The sequence below is a fragment of the Noviherbaspirillum soli genome (assembly GCF_015352955.1).
GTDB lineage: Bacteria > Pseudomonadota > Gammaproteobacteria > Burkholderiales > Burkholderiaceae_D > Noviherbaspirillum_A > Noviherbaspirillum_A soli.
On sequence record NZ_JACYOX010000064.1, the window covers coordinates 1 to 15,705 of the forward strand.

Sequence of the window (15,705 nt, forward strand, 5' to 3'; positions counted from 1 at the left end):
CTACATGCCTGCCATGGTGGCCTTGCACAGGACAGCATGGGGCGCCGTGTTCCGCCAGCGCCTGGCTACGGCGGGAAAGCCGCCCATGCTCATCATCGGCGCCATGATGCGCAAGCTCATCCATGTGGCCTTTGGCGTGCTTAAGTCACGCAAGGCCTTTGATCCAACGTTACATGGAGCTTGACGGGCATAACAGTATCTACAGGTCCTTGTGCGCTTCTTCGCACATCAATCCAACCTGGCTGGTCAGGCCGGAAGCGCTCCAGCGACGCCTAGCGGCGGCCGCTCACCTTTTCCCAGCCGTGACGCACCGCGGCCTTGAAACGTTCCCAGTCGCTGCCCGGGTAACGGGTCTGCCAGTCGCTGCGGGCGCTGGTCTCGATCTCGTCCCAGGAACGATTGGCATAACGCTGGTCGCCGGCCAGCGTCGAACCGTACTGGTAGGCCGGCGCATAATCGTCGTATTTCGCGCCGGCGGTGCTGCCATAGCGGGTCTTGAAGTCGTCGCGGAAGTCCGTCATGCCGGTGGTGCCGGCCTTGCCGTCACGCTCGACGTCCACCACGGTCTTCCTCACCGTGTCGCTGATTTCCTGCGTGGTGCTGGTGGCGGTCTTGCCGACCACGACCTCCTCCACCACCCGCGCCGTCTTGTTCACCACTGCCTGTTCGGCGGTCTCGCGCACCTCGATGGTTTCTTCCTTGAAGTTGGCCAGGTCCGCTTCGGAGGCCGGACGGTCCACCGGCCTGCGTTCGATGGCTGCATGCTCCTCGCGCAGCGTGACGCTCTCGTTGACCGGGGTTTCCACCACATGCGACTTGACCTGCACATGGCCGGTCTCCACCGCGCGCTTGCCTACCTCCAGGTGCTCTTCCACCACCGGGATGGTGCCCGATTCGGCGCTGGTGGCGGTGCGAGCAGCGCCGGCGGCGGCAGTGCTCACGCCGGTCGGCTGCGCGCTGTTCCAGCGCGTGGTGAAGTGCTCCCGGTCTGCGTCGGTCTTGGGCTTGACGCCCATCAGGATGCCGCCGTTCTTGATGCCCTGCTCGTAATGCTTGACGGTTTCCTCCGGAATGCCCCATCCGATCAGGGCGCCCAGCAATCCGCCTGCCGCGCCGCCGGCGCCGGCGCCGACCAGCGCCGCTGCCAGCGGGCCGGCAATCACCAGGCCCAGGCCAGGCAGCGCAATCGAGGTGCCGACAGCGGCGATGGCAGCGGCAATAGCGCCGAGCGTGCCGCCGATGCCGGCGCCAATGCCTGCGCCTTCGGCAGCCTTGGTATGCAGGTCGGTCTTGACCGACTCGTCTCCGGAGAAATAACGCTTGCGGGTTTCGTCGGTCATCACCAGGTTGACGTCGTCGCGGCCATAGCCGCGGGTGGACAGGTCCTGATAGGCGCGCTCGGCGCTGTCGCGATCCGGGAAGAGGCCGGTGACGAGCGGGGTCTGCTTGTTGCTGGTGGTCTTGGTAACCATGTCATGCTCCTTTGCCGTTGGCCGCGACCGCCGCATGCGGCATTGGTCCCGGCGTGCGGGATGATGGATTGGATGTAGGCAGAAGGCCGGCGGCGCCGGCCGCTGCCGTCAGCGTCGGCGCTGGGCGATCTGGCCCAGCGCAATCGCCAGCGCAGCGCCGCCCAGGGCCTTGAACAGCTGGGGATTCTGCGCGTAGTAGCGGCTCATCTGGTCGATGATGCCGGGATGTTCCTGCTCGGCGCGGTTGGCCAGTTCCTGCACTTCCTCCGGGCTCAGCTTCTCCGCATCCTGCGGCGTGATCTGGGGCGGCGCTGTGCCCTGGCTCATGCCGCCTCCGCCCAGCAGGCCGCCGAGCAGACTACCAAGGCCGCCCATGCCGCCCAGTCCGCCGGCACCCATGCCGCCCGCATTGCTCATGTTGCCCATATTGCCCATGCCGCCACGGCCGCCGAGCAGCGATCCCAGCACCGCCGGACCGAGTGCGCCGATCAGCTGATTGAGCATGCCTGCGCGCTGGCCCGAATCGGCCTGTCCGAACAGTTGCCCCATCATGTTGCCGAATGGTGGCGTCTGGTCGGAGCGGAAAGCCTGATTGAAGCCATGTTCGAGCGTCTCCGGATCGGCCTGCCGGGCGACCTCATCAAAGTCCTGTTCCACCTGTTGCGGCGGGGATTGCTGGACGGAGGCATCGCTGTACTGGTCCAGAATGCGTCCGAAATCGGAACCGAATGCCATGATGTTCTCCTGACAAGAATTAACGAATTAATCAGAATGCCCATCGCGTGGATGGTTCCTGCCGGCGCGCAGACCCTTAGCGCGAACGCAAAGGTCATGGGATTAACCGGAACCGCCGCCTGCGTGCAATCATGTATCGATGGCCATGCGGTAACATGCGCCCGATCCGAATCGATAACGATGGAGCAATGGCAAGCAATGAATATTCCGGAAGAATTCAACACGCCCGAATTTGCGCGAGGCCTGGCCAAGCGGGTGGAGGTATTGGGCGAGGCCCATGTCCAGCGTTCGCTCGACAATGCCGACGCCTTCAGCCGGCCGCTGCAGCAATATGTGACCGAGGCCGCCTGGGGCGCAATCTGGGGCCGCGACGGCCTGGATGCGAAGTCGCGCAGCATGATCACGGTGGCAATGCTGACCGCCCTGGGCAAGCAGCATGAGCTGGCGGTGCATGTGCGCGGCGCGCTCAACAATGGCGTGTCGGCACGCGAACTGCAGGAAATCCTGCTGCAGTCAGCCGTCTATGCCGGCGCGCCGGCGGCACTGGAAGCCTTTCGCACCGCGGGCGCGGTGCTCAAGGATGCCGGGGTTCAGGTGGAGTGAGTCAGGCCCGATAGCGGTACCTGGCAGGATTTTCAGTAGGCCGATCATTGCCTGGAGAATGTGATGGACCCCGGAAGGAGCTGGGGCTGACATCACCGGCCAGATGCAAGGCGCGGCGACGAGACGGTAACGCGTTACCGCGAGGCGCCGCAATGCCGCAGATGGCCGGTGACGGCGGCTTCCAGCCCTCCTGAGATTCATTTCAGACTCTATGCGTTGGCACGCCGCATCGCGGCGGCCGGGCAAGCCTCGTCGTCTTGCCCGGCGTCGGCCAGCCAGGCCTGGTTGCGGCCGAGCTCCTTGGCCTTGTACAGCGCCTCGTCGGCCCGCCTGGTCAGTTGCTCGGCCTGCCGGCCGCTCGCGCCCATGCAGGCGATGCCTATGCTGGTCGAGACCGCCAGCAGCGCGCCATCGACCTCGAACGGCCGGCGCATCGCTTCCAGGATCTTGCCCGCCACCAGCCGCGCCTCGGCTGCGGCGGCAAGGTTTTCCAGGACGATGGTGAATTCATCGCCGGCCAGCCGGCACACGCTGTCGGTGGCGCGCACCGCGCCCGCGAGCCGGCGTGCAAACTCCTGCAGCACCATGTCGCCGCCGCCATGGCCGAGGGTGTCGTTGATGCGCTTGAAATGGTCGACATCGAGAAACATCAGCCCCACCCTCTGCCCGGTGCGGCTGGCGCGCCGCAGCGCCTCTTCCAGCTTTTCATCGAAGTGACGACGGTTGGGCAAGCCGGTCAGCGCATCCATGCGGGCCAGCGCCTGGAGCTTCCGCTCGCTGGCCCGGAGCACGCTTTCCGCATGCAGCCGCTGCTGCACTTCCAGCGCCAGTTCCGCGTTGCTGCGCTGGAGCTCGCGGGTGCGCTGCTGCACCCGGCTTTCCAGTTCTTCCTGGTGCCGCTGCAATGCCAGCTCGGCCTGCTTGCGGGCATGGATGTCCTCGATCACGGTGATCAGATAAGCCGGACTGCCGTCGGGCGGCCGGTTCACCGACACCGTGATTGCACCCCACACCATGTCGCCGTTCTTGCGCAGATAGCGCTTCTCCATGCTGTAGGCATGCCGCCTTCCTTCGATCGCCTCGCGCAGCAGCGACAGGTTAGCCGCCAGGTCGTCCGGATGCGTCACCTGCTGGAAGGTCATGCGCTGCAGCTCGGCGGCGTCGTAGCCAAGTATGCTGCACAGCCGCGGATTGACACGCAGCCAGCCGCCATCCAGCGATATATGGGCGATGCCAACCGGCGCCATCTCGAAGGTGGTGCGCAGCGTGGCCTCGCTGGCGCGCAGCGCGTATTCGGCCTCGCGCTGGGCAGTCACGTCCTGGATCAGCGACAGGATGGAGATCGGCGCGCCATCCTCGGCGAACAGAATCGAGTTATGCCAGGCGCAATGCACCGTGCGGCCGTCGCGGTGCATGCTGCGGCCATGGCTGACATTGCGCAGGCCGCGCCGCTGCAGCAGTTGCCGCATGCCTTCCAGCATCGCCGGCGCGTCGTCAGGATGCACCAGCCCGGCCTCGCCCAGCGGCACGCCCAGCATGCGCTCGGCGCTCCAGCCGAACAGCTCCTCGGCCCGGTCCGACCACGACACGGTGCGCATTGCATGGTCCCACTGCACCACCGCCAGCGGCGAATTGTGGATATGCGAGGACAGATGGCGCAGGGCCGCGTTGAGTTCCTCGTCGCGCGTCATCGCACGCGCGGCAATGACCGATCTGCGGATCTCCTCCTCCACCATCTCGGCCAAATGGCGCAGGCTGTCGAGGTCGATGTCGCCATGCTCGCGCGGCGTGATATCGACAAGGCAGAGAGTGCCCAGCGCATGGCCTTCCTGGCTGCGCACCGGGTAGCCGGCATAGAAGCGCACATGGGGCGAGCCGGTGACCACGGCGTGATCGGAAAAGCGGGGATCTTTCAAAGTGTCGGGCACCACCAGCGGCCCGTTGTCGCACAGCACATGGCGGCCCAGGTCCACCGCATGCGGGGACGCGGCAGTGTCACGCTCATGGCGCGACCTGAACCACTGGCGCTCGTCATCGAGCATGGAAACAAACGCGAGCGGCACCTGGAACAGCCTGGCGGCGATATGGGTGATGCGGTCAAAACGCTGGTCGGCGCTAGTGTCGAGCAGCTGCAGGGCGCTCAGGGTATCGAGCCGCTGTTGTTCTTCTGATGGGCTTAGCGGCTCTTTGTGCGTCGTCATGCTTCCGGTAATCATTCATTTCATAAAGTGATACCAAAATTATGTCACGAAAGCATTACTGGTAATTCCACGATGCAATATTTGACAATGCCAGGAGGAAATTTAAAGTTTGCTGGCGGAATCGTTGCAAAATGACCTCGCTGCCTGTTGGAAGGATATCCGGGAAGTGGGGAGGATACAGGGGAATCTGTTCCGCGATGAACAGCGCAGTGCAGGGTGAAAGCCCACTAGTCCAGCCAGAGAAATCGCATGGAAAAACGAACGGGAAAAAAAATGCCAGGGGAAATTCGCATCCCCTGGCATGGCTACTTCGTTACTTCGCTACATCAATAATTGCGATTAACGCACCACCATGTGGGTGAACGGCGCGACATATGCCTGCAGCGTCACCAGGAAGCCGACCAGGATGGCCAGCGCGATCGAATGGAAGAACACATAGCGGAGGATGTCGCCTTCGTGGCCATACCACTTGGTGGCAGTGGAGGCCACCACGATGGATTGGGCGTCGATCATCTTGCCCATCACGCCGCCCGAGCTGTTGGCGGCGGCCATCAGTACCGGCGGCAGACCCAGCTGCTCGGCGGTGGTGCGCTGCAGGCTGCCGAACAGCACGTTGGCGGCGGTATCGGAACCGGTCAGCGCCACGCCCAGCCAGCCGAGCAGCGTGCCGAACATCGGATAGAACATGCCGGTATGGGCAAACGCCAGGCCCAGGGTGGCATCCAGGCCGGAATACTTGGTCAGGTAGCCGACGCCGAACATCGCGCAGATCGTCAGCAGCGAATAACGGACCAGCTTGATTGTTTCCCAATATTCCTTCAGCAGGCGGGTGAACGAGTAGCCCATCAGCAGGCCGGCGGTCAGCGCGGACACCAGAATGCCGGTACCGGCCATCGACAGCACATTGAAGTTGAACACCGCGGCTTCCGGCGAAGGCTTGCTGACCACAGGCGGCATCTTGACAACCATCTGGTCCAGGCCGGGAATGGCAAACTTCCATGCCCACAGGCCGTCCATGATCTTCTTGAATGCCGGCGTGCCCCAGATGAACACGAACACCGACAGGATGACCCAGGGCGCCCAGGCGCGAACCATGCTGATGCGCGCGGCGCTGGCGTCGGCTGCCACGGCGGCGGCAGACGCGCCGTTGGCGGCGATGTCATCCATCGAGGTGTCATGACGATTGACGATGGCGGTGGAGGTCCAGATTTTCTTGGGCTTCCAGACCTTCAGGAACAGCGTCAGGCTGCCCATCGACACGATGGAAGCGATCACGTCCACCAGCCACGGGCCGTGATAATTCGACACGATGAACTGGGGAATCGCGAAGGAAACGCCGGCGACCAGGATGGCCGGCCAGATTTCGCGCATGCCGCGGAAGCCGGCAAAGGCCCAGATCAGCCAGAACGGCACCAGCACCGAGAAGAACGGCAGCTGGCGGCCGATCATCGCGGACAATTGCAGCAGGTCCAGGCCGGTCACGGCCGACAGCGCCAGGACCGGTGCACCCAGCGCGCCGTAGGCTACGGGCGCGGTGTTGGCGATCAGTGCCAGGCCGGATGCAGCCAGCGGCGAGAAACCCAGGCCGATCAGGATGGCGCCGGTCACTGCCACCGGGGTGCCGAAGCCGGCGGCGCCTTCAAAGAAGGCGCCGAAGCAGAAGGCAACCAGCAGCAATTGCAGGCGACGGTCTTCGGTCACGCCGCTGATGCTGTTCTGCAGCGCCTTGAAGTAACCGTTCAGGGTCGTCAGGCGATGGAGAAAGATGATGTTGAGTACGATCCAGCCGATCGGAAACAGGCCGGCGGCAACGCCGTAGCCAGCAGCCTTGCCTGCCATCGCCACCGGCATGCCGAACACGAAGCCGGCAATGCCGATGCCAACCAGCAGCGCCAGGCCGGCGGCAAGGTGGGCTTTCATATGAAAAAACGCCAGCGCCGCCAGCAGTACCGCGACCGGAATGCCGGCCGCGACGGTGGACAGGGCAAAACTGCCCAGGGGGTCATACACTTGCTGCCACATCACTTTCTCCTCTTATTGAATCACTTTGTCTCTCGAACCGGTAAGGTGGCAGTCCTGGCGGCACGCCTCGTCCTGGCACTCAAAATTTCCGGCATCGGATTGTAATACTTTGTTTTTCAAAAAAAATTATCCATTAGCAATATTTTGATGAAAATAATTACTGCATGGCGAAACATAGTTTCACTAATCGCCGCGCAGTTTAATGGATAAACCGTGGGATGGAGGGCCTGCTTTTGAAATCTCCTTATAAATGCGCAACACGGCATGGGCCATCAAATCCTGGCAAAGACAAAGCAGTGTTTCCTTTTTGCACTGCAGGCCAGAACAAGCCAATCCTTGAACTGAGGCTCTACCTGTATTGCAGCGGAAGACATTCCAAAGAATGCCTGCTTCTTCGGCATCCAAACCGCGCGCGGTCAAGGTCCAGTGGGTTTTCTCCACCGGACAGTTGTCTCGACCCGGAAACCGGTCCGGCGGAGGACTGCCAGGCAAGGCATGCGGATCGGGAATAAGGCCTGATGGCACAGGCTATTTCGGACGAATCCCCTTCGCGCAGTGGTGATGTCAAACCGGACCGTATCCACGCGCACGGCAGCCGGCTGGCCTTGTGTCGTGCAGCGTGCTAGACGCACCTCAAACCGCATGCATTCATCTTGATGTTTTGGCACGCCGGATCTATCTAAGCATTCTCCCAACAACACAGGAGGATTCCGCCATGCTTTACAGATCAGTGTTTCCCGGCGACCTGTTCGCCGAAATGGACCGTATCCAGCGCGAAATGCAGCAGACATTCGGCATGGAGCCTAGTATCCGTGGCGTCGGCCGCGGCGGCTTCCCGGCCATGAATGTGGGCAGCACGCCGCAATCGGTGGAGTTGTATGCCTTTCTGCCCGGCCTGGATCCGAACGCAATTGAAGTCAACCTGGAGCGCGGTGTGCTGACCGTGGCCGGCGAACGGCCCGACATGACTGCCACGGGCGGTAGCGCAGGCGGCAACGCCGGTGGCGGCGCAGGCAGCGGCAGAGCGACCGTCCATATCAACGAGCGCTTTGCCGGCCGTTTCCGCAAGGTGGTCAGCCTGCCGGAAGACGCTGATCCGGATGGCGTGTCGGCGCAGTACCGCGATGGCGTGCTGCACATCAGCGTCAAGCGCAAGCAGCAGGTGCAGCCGCGCCGCATCAGTGTGCAATGAGGAAAGGGAAAGGAGGACATCATGGCTGAAGACAACACCCGCAGCGCCGGCACCAACCAGCAACCGGCGCAGCAGAACCAGGGCGGCCAGCAGGCCGTGCAGCAGACGGGCGGCAGGCAGAAGGAAGGCCAGGAACGGGCGCTGCTGCCACCGGTCGACGTGGTGGAAGATGGCAACGGCATCACCCTGTATGCAGACCTGCCCGGCGTATCCAGGGAAAACCTGAGCCTGCACCTGGAGACCGACAGCCTGACCATCGAAGGCAAGGTGGCGCTCGATGTGCCGCAGGACATGCAGTCGAGCCACGCCGACGTGACGCTGCCGCGCTACCGGCGGGTTTTCACGCTGTCCAAGGAGCTCGATGCCGAGCAGGCGTCGGCTGAACTGAAGAATGGCGTGCTGACCTTGCGCATACCCAAGGCGCAGCACGCGCAGCCGCGTCGCATCGAAGTCAAGGTGGCATGAACCACTGCTGCGCGGCTTGAATAGGGCCGCGCAGCAGGCTGCATCCCGGGAATCGGCTCAGCGCGGGGCGCGCAGGTGGCGATTGTGACGCTTCTTGCCGCCTTCGCCCTGGCCCTGGCCTTGTCCCTGGCCTTTCGGACCGCGCGGTACATGGGGCCGCGGCTCGGCATTGATGGAGCCGGGATTGTGCAGCCATGCATTGAGCTGCTCACGCACCCGGGGGATGCCGCCGGCGATCCGGATGTAGCGGTTTCTCAGCAGCCTGCGCAGCAGTTCATCCACCGGCTGCGACACATCCTCGCGCAGGCCGATGATGCGCTGGCATTGGCGGAACACATCGGCGCTGCGCACCGCATCGGGCGCCACCACGGTCAGGCGCAATTGCGGATACAGCAGTTGCAGATCATCCAGTTCACGGATGTTGGCGCCCACCAAGCCGATGGTCGGCTTGAAGTCGCTGTTGGCCGAAGGCGGAAGCTTGGGGTCGAACAGCGGCTGTACCTCGGCCGGATGGCTGCTTTCGTCATCCAGCAGGTCGGGCGCGGCGCGCTCGGGCGTGTCGATTGGCGCGCTGAACGCCTGAGGCTGACGCTCTGGCTGAGGCTGGCGCTCCGGGCGCGGCTGCCGCTCCGGCCGGCCGCCGTAGCCGGTATTGCCATTGCCCTGACCGGATGCCAGTTGCGACAGGGCTTTCTGCATGATGCCGGCAAGCTGCTGCTCGCCTGCCTTGCCGCCCATGACCTTCACCAGCGCCAGCGCCATTTCCTCGCATACCATCGCGACGAAAGGCCGGGCGGCCTCGATGAAGCCAGCCGATGCCTGCGTGGATGCCCAGGCGCCCTGCGGACGCGTCTCCTGGCCCCGCTCCCTCTGACGCTCGCGGTTGCCGGCCGCAGCATTCTGCTCGGGCCGGCGCGGCGCCGGCTCCTGCTGCGGGAACGCCCGGCCGGCGTCACGCTGTTGTGGCTGTGCTTGCGGCTCGGGGAGCGGCTCGGCCGGCATGGCTGCCAAGGCCGGGCTGTCTGCTGCCACCTGCTGCGCCGGCGCCGCTTCGACCGGTTTGGCCGTGGCGGCCATTTGGTCTGACGGTATGGCCGTGGCCGGCTCCTGCTGCTTGGCCTGGCTTTCCTGCTGTGCGCCAGCGGCCGGCGCCGGCTGCGGCGCCCTGTCCCGGCCAGACTTGCGGGATGGCTGAGAAGGGGCCGGGGCCGGCTCCGGCGCCGGCGCGGCCGCAGGCACGGTTGCGGCCGCGGTGCCGGCATCCGCCGTGGCGCCTGCCTGTTCACGCTTGAACAGGTCATCCTGGCGGACCTTGTTCATGTTCTGAAAAATCGTGCTGAGCCTGTCCCGGATGCCCTGAAAACCCTGTGCGATGGAAATCAGCTTGCGATGACGGTCTTCCGGCAGCGCTTCCTGCGCCATGAATACATCCTTGGCGCGGATCTCCTCAAGGCGCGGCGATGACAGCAGCACGGCGCCCTTTTGTTCAAAAAGATGATTGGCAACGCTGGCCCATTCTTCTTCCGTCCATTTAATGACCTTGGGAGCGGCGGATTTTTCAGTTTTATCAGGCATGGCTTAATTTAACGGTTTGTTTAAACACGGGTGACTCTGCAGCACCGCACTCTCGTGGTGGTTCAGCGCGCATTGCCGCATTCAATGAATAGCTTGCGAGACAACATTGCGCAGTCAGGCCCGGAGATACACGGGCTTGTCGATCGACCTCATTGATGCAGCCAGGCTGGCAGGCCGGCCTGCTCCTGGCCTTCGTCAGCCACCGCTGACGATCCGCTTCACAATGGCTTGCCTGATCGCGCCAGTCCGGGCGCTCGCCCGGTGCATGGCAGGAAATGCATGGACCCGGCTCGATGAGCATGCCGTTAAAGCAAAGTCGTAGCGGATGCCGGAGTGTACCGGAAGCGGCGGCACTCTGCTGCACCGATTTATTGGAAAACTTCTTCCATCAAGCTCGCTGCCTGCGGTTCGCTTTAGTTTAATTACCGACTCGGGACAAACGTTCCACGAATACGATCAGGCCGGGCTCTTAAGGCTTGCGCCTCCCTGTCCGCAACATGATCCACAGGCAACGAAGGCTTCAGGCGGATTCTGACATCAGACAAAAGTGCTGTTATAGTTCGCCGATTGCACGAAAATGGGCTGTTTGTCAAGAGAGCAATGTTACTGCTCCGCATTAAATTTAAGATCAAATATTTGCTTCCCACCCTAAATGTTTCCATAAGGAAACCGATAACAGGATAGGCGAACAACGCCGAAATTCACCGGACGCCGCTGGAGCCGGCCCTCCTTTTTCAGAAAGAACATTCATGGATGCTACGCAGACTGCTGCGCAACAGGTATTAACCCTCTGGTACGAGGATCAGGCGCTGCGCGTCGTTGTCGATCGGGAAGTACGTTTCGCTGTCGAGGATATCCGGCGCATTGCGCGCGCCCATGACCAACGCGTTATGGAATTCGCCCGCGATCCGCGCTGGCCGAAAGTCACTACCGACGATAATGGCGAAAGGATAGAAACCCTGGGTTGGTCGCAGGCATTGAACCTGATCGACCTCGGCGACTTGGCATCGCGCGACATCCAGATGTTCGGAGAATGGTTTCTGACAGGCGTCATCGAGCAACTTTGCGAGGAAATCAGCCTGACGGGCACCGAGCGCATCGACACTTCCAGCGTCCAGGAGAGCAGCTTCTTCCGCAAGGCCGTCGCCGCCCTGGACGGTCCACAGGCGCGGCTGACCCAGCAACTGCATTGAGCACTGCGTGCGGGCCACGCCGGCCCTTTCCATAGTCTGGCGGCTCAAGCCTCTTTCGGCTTGCCCTGCACGTCGCTCAGGCGGTATTTCTGGCGGCGGTCGCCCATCAGATCGCGCAGTTCACGAATCGGCAGGTTCGACACTTCGTGCATGCGGATGAGAATGGAAGCGCCGACCGGCAGGCGACGGTGCCGGATCTTGCTGATGACGGGCGGTGCAACCTCCAGCGCACGGGCCAGCGCCGCATCGTTTTTCAGGACCAGCCGATCCAGTAAAGCGTCCAGAAGCTTGTCCGGGTTGTATTCCAGCTGAGAAGTGAGCGGATGCTGTTCGTCCATGGCGTTGTCCAAAATTAGTTGCAATAGGTTAATAATATACCAATAAGAAATAAACAACTTGGTGCAGAGCAAACTTTATCGTGATTAATTTGCAATTCAGGCTGGCTTGGACATTTGGTTTTCACTTTGGTTGGCTCAGCCGTCTGACCAGTCATCAGTGTTTCGTATAACGGGTATTGAAAACGGGAATTTTATTTGTCCGGGTTCAGAAGATATAGTTGCACCTGTCTCCTCCACCCTCCCAAAGGATGGATTTACCCGCTCCCTGTGAGCGGGTTTTTTTTGCCCGATTGGGTTTGGTTTGCCTTGCGGCATACCAGCGCCGTCTGTTCTCAATGAATGGACAGTCCGGCTGCGGTTGGGTTCGGATGGGGTGGACATTCCGGAGACGAGGCGGTCGACTTCGGAGCATGGCGGCCGGCCAGGCGTCCCGGGCAATGCTCCCTGCCAGCTTGCCGGTGGCATGGTGCATCACTGGCATAGGGCGCGCCTGGATGTCCCGCATGCGCTGCATCACATAGTCCGGCACTTCGGCGGTGAAGCGGTCGTTGATGCCGGCGCCCATCTTCCGAACACAGCTGCATGCTTCGCTCCTTGTCGGCCCGGCAGCCTGCTGCGCCGGTTCGATGCCGGCTACCCGGGGAAGTTCAGCACGGCATCTTGTAGGCGCGGACCGTCCATGCGCGGCCATCGTCGCCGCGCGCGTCCTGCTCGTCCAGCAGCTGGTAACGGCGCTCCAGCAGTTGCCACAGCATTGCATGCTCCCAGCCGGACATTGCCACGATCAGCACCGAGCAGGGATGCAGGTTGTCGCGCGCGCATTTTTCGAGGATGGCTCCGGGATCGTCGAAGCACTGCAGGGATTCATTAAAGATCACGCAATCGAAGCGGCTGCCGACCGTCTCGCAGTCGTAATCGCGCCGGCTGACCTTCACGCCGGGAAAGCTGGCGGTGGCGCGGCGCACGGCGTCGTCGGCGATATCGACGCCGGTGTAGGAGGTGCTCTGGAGGCCGGCATGCTCGGTGAGGTAGCGGTACAGCATGCCGCCGCCGCAGCCGATGTCCAGCAGGGGGCCATCGCCTACATGCCGCTGATAAAGTTCGCAGATCGTCAGATAAGGCGCGGGCTGTTCCGCGCTGTCCAGATCATCCCATAGGCCGGCTCGGTATTGCGCATGCCATGACTGCTGCGCTGCCGGGCAACCATGCAGGTGGCTGCCATTGCCGGTCGACTCACTCTGCGGGCCAGACTGGCCCGCCGCAGGGGTCGTACTCATAGAGGTGCCGAAGCTCCGGTTGTTTACCTTGCCGATGGACCATCGGCCGCGCTGCTTAGTTCGATGCCCGGGGCGAAATGCATTCCGGTTGCGCTCCCGCCCGTCGCGACGCAGCCAGCGGCTGGAATCGCCGTCCGGCTGGCATGTTTCGTGCGAACCCCGCTGCTCCATGCCCGAAACATCACGGGCCTGCCTTTTTTGCGCCAGGAGCCTGCATGCAAGCCAACCGTCTCAGTCCATTGCCAACCCTTCGCGCCGGCGGCGCATTGCTGCGCGGCGCTCTCCTGCTGCTGATCTTCCGGCCTGGCCTGTCTGGCCAATGCAGTGCGCGGGCGCCAGCCTGCCTGGCGTTCCTGGCGCGTCGGCAGCATCGGTCCGGCCGTTGAGCAGCCGCGCCATCCGAAGGTGCGTGAATGCACCAGCATGGCACGCACCGCACCCGCAACTTGCTTTCCTGCAGTTTAATTCCTGTTCAGTCAACAGATTGCATGGCATACATCTCGCTAAGGTGGACGGGCAGCAACTAAACCATCCATCAACAGGAGCCAACCGCAATGACCGCCCGGATTTCCCTTGCCGTTTTATTTTCGATGACCGCAGCCTGCAGCGCCTTCGCCGCCGATGCGCCTGCCGATGCACCCGCAGCGCCTTATACGGTCACTGGCCATATCGACCTGGTTTCGCGCTACTACCTGCGCGGCGCCACCACAACCTATGGCAACGCATTGCCGACCCTGGGCAACAAGATCGCCGACGCGCCCGAGTCCGACCGTCCCGCGCTGCAGGGCGGCCTGGACTTCGTGCATGAAAGCGGGTTTTACGCCGGTTACTTCGCTTCCAGCATCAACTACTCGTACAAGCAGCTGGGCCGCTCTTATGACGACCGCAACATCGTCAGCGGCTTCCAGAACGACAAGTCGGTCGAGAACGATTTCTACGCCGGCTACAACGGCAAGGCCGGCGATCTGGGCTATACCGCCGGGCTGACCGGCTACTACTACATCAACGGCAAGCATGCCAACGCCTTCGAGACCAAGCTGGGCCTGGCCTATGGCGACTTCGCGCTGTCGGCGCAGACCCTGCTCAACGATGTCGTGTGGGGCAACAAGGGCGACACCTATGTCACCCTGAACTACAGCCATGCGCTGCCGTACAAGATCACCTTCCTAGGCAGCCTGGGCGGCTATGTCTACAAGAAGGAAGGCAAATTCCTCGGCACCACCGATACCCTCACCAACACCAGTTGCGGCGGCGGCAGCGCCTTCAATGTCAATGGCTGCTATGCCGGCAACACGCCGATCTCCAGCGGCTTCCGGCACCTGATACTGGGCTTTACCCAGCCCATCCTGGACACGCCGCTGACCTGGGGCCTGCAGGCCATCATCGCCGGCAAGACCCGCTTCGGCATCAAGCAGGACAACAAGGTAGTGGCCAGCATCAGCTACGGCTTCTGACCCCAGGCGGCCGGGTCGACGGGCGGCATGCGGCTGGTGCTAGAATCAGCCGCCGATCGCTTGCCTGGGGAGTCCACGCCCGATGCGCCGCCGTCATCGTTGCCTGTTACGGAACATCCTTGCCTGCAGCCTGCTGCAGGTCTTCGCATGCATTGCCCATGCCAATGGGCCCGATGGCTTTCGCGGCATGAAATGGGGCGACCCGGTGGCGCGACTGCCCAATGCGATCGCGGTCAGCAATCCGCCGGGCTGCTATGGCAACCGCCGGGAAGAGCTGCGCCTGGGTAATGCCCAGTTGTTCGGCGTGCTTTATTGCTTTGAAAACGACAGGCTGGTCAGGGTGGAACTGCGCTCGGCAACGGGCGAGGACAACCTGAAGGCTTTCGAGGAGGCGGTGATCACGGTGTTCGGCCAGCCGCTGCCGCCCGCGCCGGATGCAAGCCGCCATGTACGCCATTTCACCCCACCGGATGCGCCGGTCGGCGTCAGCCTGATCAGGGAAGTGCTCGGGGTGCACAAGTATCTGCTCGTGCTGGAAAGCCGGCGCGCGCCGGGAGGCGCGGGCGGCGAGAAAGATGAAGCGAAAAAGGCTTTTGGCTTCTGATCGGACGCGCGGTCTTGGCGGGAACCACCCTTGCAGCTAAAGCCTGTCATGAACCCAGGACTGGGGCTGGAAGCCGTCATCACTGGCCATCTGCGGCGTTGCGGCGAGGCGCCGCAGATGGCCGGTGATGACAGTTCGCAGCAACCTTCCCCAAGCCATCTTCCGAAATCCATAACAGTTTCTAGCGCATTTCCAGCCTGACTGGCGTCCACCGGCCAAGCAGGATTGCCTTTGGAAGAGTCGCCCGAGGGTTAGTAGGGTGCAATACCCGAAGGGCATTGCACCGCGGTCGCATACCGCAAAGACCATCTCAAGGACCTTCTCTGGTCCACACATGGTGGAATGCCCCTTCGGGGTATTCCACCCTACAGCATCGGGGGTATGTGCAGGATGCAGGTTGCGCCGCGCCTAAACCTGCAGCATGAGGCTAGTCTGGCCAAATTCGCTCTAGTAGTCCGTCACTCATCAATTTTCGGATAAAGGTATTTCAGCTTTATGCGTGCATCGGCGGTGCGGAATTGCCAGTCGATCCCCGCTTGCCGCCGGTTGCGCGCCTCTGCCCATTTCTGGGCAA

The 15,705-nt window shown here is 62.6% G+C and carries 15 protein-coding genes and 1 pseudogene; 8 read left to right on the forward strand and 8 right to left on the reverse strand.

The features are described 5' to 3' along the window. Positions 1-184: pseudogene (locus tag IGW04_RS24265) on the forward strand (IS110 family transposase); the annotation flags it as partial. Between the two features lie 88 nt (positions 185-272). Here IGW04_RS24265 and IGW04_RS24270 read toward each other — a convergent pair. Together IGW04_RS24270 and IGW04_RS24275 are read right to left on the reverse strand one after the other, a co-directional pair. Continuing rightward, positions 273-1,472, reverse strand: coding sequence for a YsnF/AvaK domain-containing protein (locus IGW04_RS24270; RefSeq protein WP_228527366.1), 1,200 nt, complete (start codon positions 1,470-1,472; stop codon positions 273-275). A 108-nt stretch (positions 1,473-1,580) separates the two neighbouring features. Continuing rightward, entirely contained in the window at positions 1,581-2,207 is a 627-nt protein-coding gene (locus tag IGW04_RS24275) for a hypothetical protein (protein WP_228527367.1), read from the reverse strand. Positions 2,208-2,405: 198 nt separating this feature from the next. Between IGW04_RS24275 and IGW04_RS24280 the strand changes: the two genes are divergently transcribed. After that, positions 2,406-2,810, forward strand: coding sequence for a carboxymuconolactone decarboxylase family protein (locus tag IGW04_RS24280; protein WP_194715678.1), 405 nt, complete (start codon positions 2,406-2,408; stop codon positions 2,808-2,810). Positions 2,811-3,019: 209 nt separating this feature from the next. On the opposite strand, the gene IGW04_RS24285 is transcribed toward IGW04_RS24280, so the two are convergent. The 3 genes from IGW04_RS24285 to IGW04_RS24295 form a co-directional block, all read right to left on the reverse strand. Further along, positions 3,020-5,011, reverse strand: a complete 1,992-nt coding sequence (locus tag IGW04_RS24285; RefSeq protein WP_194715679.1) for a diguanylate cyclase domain-containing protein — start codon at positions 5,009-5,011, stop codon at positions 3,020-3,022. A gap of 339 nt (positions 5,012-5,350) precedes the next feature. Beyond that, positions 5,351-7,033, reverse strand: a complete 1,683-nt coding sequence (locus IGW04_RS24290; protein WP_194715680.1) for an L-lactate permease — start codon at positions 7,031-7,033, stop codon at positions 5,351-5,353. 183 nt (positions 7,034-7,216) lie between these two features. After that, the gene (locus tag IGW04_RS24295) at positions 7,217-7,474 is read right to left on the reverse strand and encodes a hypothetical protein (RefSeq protein WP_194715681.1); all 258 of its coding nucleotides are present in this window, start codon (positions 7,472-7,474) and stop codon (positions 7,217-7,219) included. A gap of 274 nt (positions 7,475-7,748) precedes the next feature. Here IGW04_RS24295 and IGW04_RS24300 point away from each other — a divergent pair, with 274 nt between their 5' ends. Both IGW04_RS24300 and IGW04_RS24305 read left to right on the forward strand, forming a co-directional pair. Further along, the gene (locus IGW04_RS24300; protein ID WP_194715682.1) at positions 7,749-8,225 is read left to right on the forward strand and encodes an Hsp20/alpha crystallin family protein; all 477 of its coding nucleotides are present in this window, start codon (positions 7,749-7,751) and stop codon (positions 8,223-8,225) included. Between the two features lie 21 nt (positions 8,226-8,246). Next, positions 8,247-8,690: an Hsp20/alpha crystallin family protein gene (locus tag IGW04_RS24305; protein WP_194715683.1), complete on the forward strand. Its 444-nt coding sequence runs from the start codon at positions 8,247-8,249 to the stop codon at positions 8,688-8,690. Positions 8,691-8,747: 57 nt separating this feature from the next. On the opposite strand, the gene IGW04_RS24310 is transcribed toward IGW04_RS24305, so the two are convergent. Continuing rightward, a complete protein-coding gene (locus IGW04_RS24310) occupies positions 8,748-10,265 on the reverse strand; it encodes a hypothetical protein (RefSeq protein WP_194715684.1) in 1,518 nt (505 codons plus the stop codon). 749 nt (positions 10,266-11,014) lie between these two features. Here IGW04_RS24310 and IGW04_RS24315 point away from each other — a divergent pair. Continuing rightward, positions 11,015-11,458 carry a hypothetical protein gene (locus tag IGW04_RS24315; RefSeq protein WP_194715685.1) on the forward strand — a complete coding sequence of 148 codons (444 nt, stop codon included), beginning with the start codon at positions 11,015-11,017 and terminating at the stop codon, positions 11,456-11,458. Positions 11,459-11,502: 44 nt separating this feature from the next. Here the strand turns inward: IGW04_RS24315 and IGW04_RS24320 are convergent, their stop codons facing one another. Both IGW04_RS24320 and IGW04_RS24325 read right to left on the reverse strand, forming a co-directional pair. Continuing rightward, a complete protein-coding gene (locus IGW04_RS24320; RefSeq protein WP_194715686.1) occupies positions 11,503-11,796 on the reverse strand; it encodes a hypothetical protein in 294 nt (97 codons plus the stop codon). A gap of 647 nt (positions 11,797-12,443) precedes the next feature. Then, on the reverse strand, positions 12,444-13,073 hold the full coding sequence (locus IGW04_RS24325; protein WP_194715687.1) for a class I SAM-dependent methyltransferase: 630 nt from the start codon (positions 13,071-13,073) through the stop codon (positions 12,444-12,446). Positions 13,074-13,288: 215 nt separating this feature from the next. On the opposite strand from IGW04_RS24325, the gene IGW04_RS24330 reads away from it, so the two are divergent. The 3 genes from IGW04_RS24330 (at position 13,289) to IGW04_RS24340 (ending at position 15,131) form a co-directional block, all read left to right on the forward strand. After that, positions 13,289-13,459, forward strand: a complete 171-nt coding sequence (locus IGW04_RS24330; RefSeq protein ID WP_194715688.1) for a hypothetical protein — start codon at positions 13,289-13,291, stop codon at positions 13,457-13,459. Between the two features lie 168 nt (positions 13,460-13,627). Beyond that, the gene (locus tag IGW04_RS24335) at positions 13,628-14,527 is read left to right on the forward strand and encodes a TorF family putative porin (RefSeq protein WP_194715689.1); all 900 of its coding nucleotides are present in this window, start codon (positions 13,628-13,630) and stop codon (positions 14,525-14,527) included. A gap of 187 nt (positions 14,528-14,714) precedes the next feature. Continuing rightward, positions 14,715-15,131, forward strand: a complete 417-nt coding sequence (locus IGW04_RS24340) for a hypothetical protein (RefSeq protein ID WP_194715690.1) — start codon at positions 14,715-14,717, stop codon at positions 15,129-15,131. The last annotated feature ends 574 nt before the right edge of the window (positions 15,132-15,705 follow it).